Annotated in this window: 2 protein-coding genes; both read left to right on the top strand. The window is 63.3% G+C overall.

Features of this window, described 5'->3' with window-relative positions:
• Nucleotides 1-948, top strand: a 948-nt coding sequence (locus AC1DWI_RS19075) for an MFS transporter (protein ID WP_477725459.1), incomplete at its 5' end; no start/stop codon positions are given.
• A gap of 262 nt (nt 949-1210) precedes the next feature.
• Nucleotides 1211-2476 carry a DEAD/DEAH box helicase gene (locus AC1DWI_RS19070; protein WP_477725458.1) on the top strand — a complete coding sequence of 422 codons (1266 nt, stop codon included), beginning with the start codon at nt 1211-1213 and terminating at the stop codon, nt 2474-2476.
• The last annotated feature ends 270 nt before the right edge of the window (nt 2477-2746 follow it).

The following is a 2746-nucleotide window of genomic DNA, read 5'->3' as shown; positions in this document are numbered from 1 at the left end:
GTGCTGGGCGGCTGGCTGGTCGATGCGGTGTCGTGGCGGGCCATCTTCTTTTTGAATGTGCCCATGGCGGTGGCCACCGTGTGGCTGGCTCTCTATGCCGTGCCCGACAGCTGCGACCCGGACGCGCCGCAGCAGTTGGACTGGCCGGGCGTGCTGCTGGTGGCCGGCGGGCTGGGCGCACTCACCTACGGACTCACGCTGGCGCCCGAGCGCGGCTGGAACGCGGCCGCTGTGCTGGGCTGTATCGCGCTGGGCGCAGCGCTGCTGGTGGCGTTCGTCGTTGTGCAAGCCCGCACGCACGCCCCCATGATGCCGCTGGGCCTCTTCAAGTCGCGCGACTTTGTGGGCACCAATTTGCTCACGCTGCTGCTGTACTTTGCGCTCAGCGGTGCGTTGTTTTTTCTGCCCTTTGTATTGATAGGCGCCTTTAAATACTCCGCCACCGCCGCGGGCGCTACGCTGCTGCCGCTGTCGCTGCTGCTGGGCTTTTTATCGTCCAGCACCGCCAAGCTGACGGAGCGATTTGGCGCGCGGCGCATGCTGATGGCCGGACCGGCCGTGGCGGCCGCCGGCTTTGCGCTGCTGGCGCTGCCCGGCGTGGGCTGGTCTTACTGGGCGGGCTTCTTCCCGGCCATGGTGGTGCTGGGCCTTGGCATGACGATTGCCGTCGCGCCGCTGACCACCACCGTCATGAACGCCGTGCCAACCGCCCACGCCGGTATTGCCTCAGGCATCAACAACGCCGTGGCGCGCGTCGCCGGCCTGCTGGCCGTCGCGGTGCTGGGTGTGGTGTTTGCCGTCAGCCTGCAGGGGCCGGTGCAGGCGGCGGCGCCCGAAGTGCTGATCAACGCGTTTCGCTGGGTGGTGCTGGGCTGTGTGCTGTGTGCGCTGGGGGCGTCGGCGTGCGCGCTGCTGTTTCTGGCGCCGGCCAGGCAGCCTCAACCATGAGTTTCTCGGGGTTTGGCGGCTCTCGCCCAAAATATTAAGCAAAAAAGGCCTCCAGCCCAGGCAGGTCATTGGCTTCTAGCTCTACTTTTGATAGCAAGCAGCTTGCGGGCTTGATCGGTGCAAAGCGGTGTGCAGCCTCGTGCCACCCGCCCTGGGCCTCGCCAAAGGCTCGAGGCTTAAACTTGCGGCTTCAAGTGGCAACGCAAAACCGCCCCACGCGCTTGCTCTCCGCCCTCTCTCTCACCCTCCTCCACACCCACCCATGCCATTTTCCTCACTGGGCTTTTCGCCCGCACTGCTGCCCGCACTCTTGCGCGCGATGGAGGAACAGGGCTATACCGCCCCGACCGCCATCCAGTCAGCCGCCATCCCCGCCATTCTGGAAGGGCGCGACGTACTGGGCTCGGCACAGACGGGTTCGGGCAAGACGGCGGCGTTTTCGCTGCCGCTGCTGCAGCAACTGGTCAACRCACCGGTGCCTACAGAACGCCAGCACCGGCCGGTGCGCGCCCTCATCCTGGTGCCCACACGTGAGCTGGCCGCGCAAGTCGGTGAAGCCATCGTCGGGTTTGCCAAATATCTGCCGCAGCGCGTGAAAGTCGCGGTCGTGTTCGGCGGCGTCTCCATCAACCCGCAGATGATGAACCTTCGCGGCGGCGCCGACATCTTCGTCGCCACGCCCGGCCGCCTGCTTGACCTGATCGACCATAACGCCCTGACGCTGACCAACACCGGCACGCTGGTACTCGACGAAGCCGACCGCCTGCTCGATCTCGGCTTTGGCGAAGAACTGAATCGCATCCTGGCCCTGCTGCCCGCTAAACGCCAGACGCTGTTCTTCTCAGCCACCTTCCCGCCCGCCATCGAAGCGCTGGCGTCCAGCCTGCTGCGCAACCCGCTACGCGTAGAAGTCGCACCGGTAGAGCAAGCCATACCCGACATCACCCAACGCGCCATCGAAGTCGACGCACCCCGCCGCACCCAACTGCTGCGCCATCTGGTGCAAACCGAAAAATGGGAGCGCGTCCTCGTCTTCGTCGCCACCAAACACGCCGCCGAAATCGTCGCCGACAAACTGCGCAAAGTAGACATAGAAGCCGAACCTTTCCACGGCGAGCTCAGCCAGGGCAAACGCACGCAAGTGCTGCAAGACTTCAAGATCAAGGCCGTGCAAGTGGTCGTGGCCACCGACGTCGCCGCCCGCGGCATCGACATCGCGCAAATGCCCGTAGTCGTGAACTACGACCTGCCCCGATCAGCCACCGACTACACCCACCGCATAGGCCGTACTGGGCGTGCGGGTGAGTCAGGTTTGGCGGTGAGTTTTGTGAGTGCTGCCACCGAAGCGCACTTCAAACTGATCGAAAAGCGCCAGGGCATCAAGGTGGCGCGCGAGCAAGTGGTGGGGTTTGAGCCTGTGGAGGTGTTGTCGCCGAATCCCGTGGACCCTGCGGGAACCGGTGGTATCAAGGGGAAGCGGCCGAGCAAGAAGGATAAGTTGCGGGCGGCRTTGAACAAAGACTCTTGAGGACGCGTAGCAGCAAATAGTCTGGTCAAACGGCCTATGGCCCATCTTCACCTCAAAAAATGTAGTATCCGACACTACAAGACAAATAGGGAGGCGCGATGGGCTGGGTAATCGCAATACTGTTGGCACTGATTTTGGTTGCCATGGTTTCATCGAACAAGGCTGCGGCTGATGGCGTAGCAAAGACTATCCATATGGCCGTATTTGCCGGCGGTCTTTTCATTGCATGGATGGCCTTCATTGGTTGCTGCGTTTGGTACTACGCAGAGT

It is taken from the genome of Polaromonas sp. P3_C2 (assembly GCF_056402675.1).
This window is presented reverse-complemented; position numbering and strand designations above follow the sequence as displayed.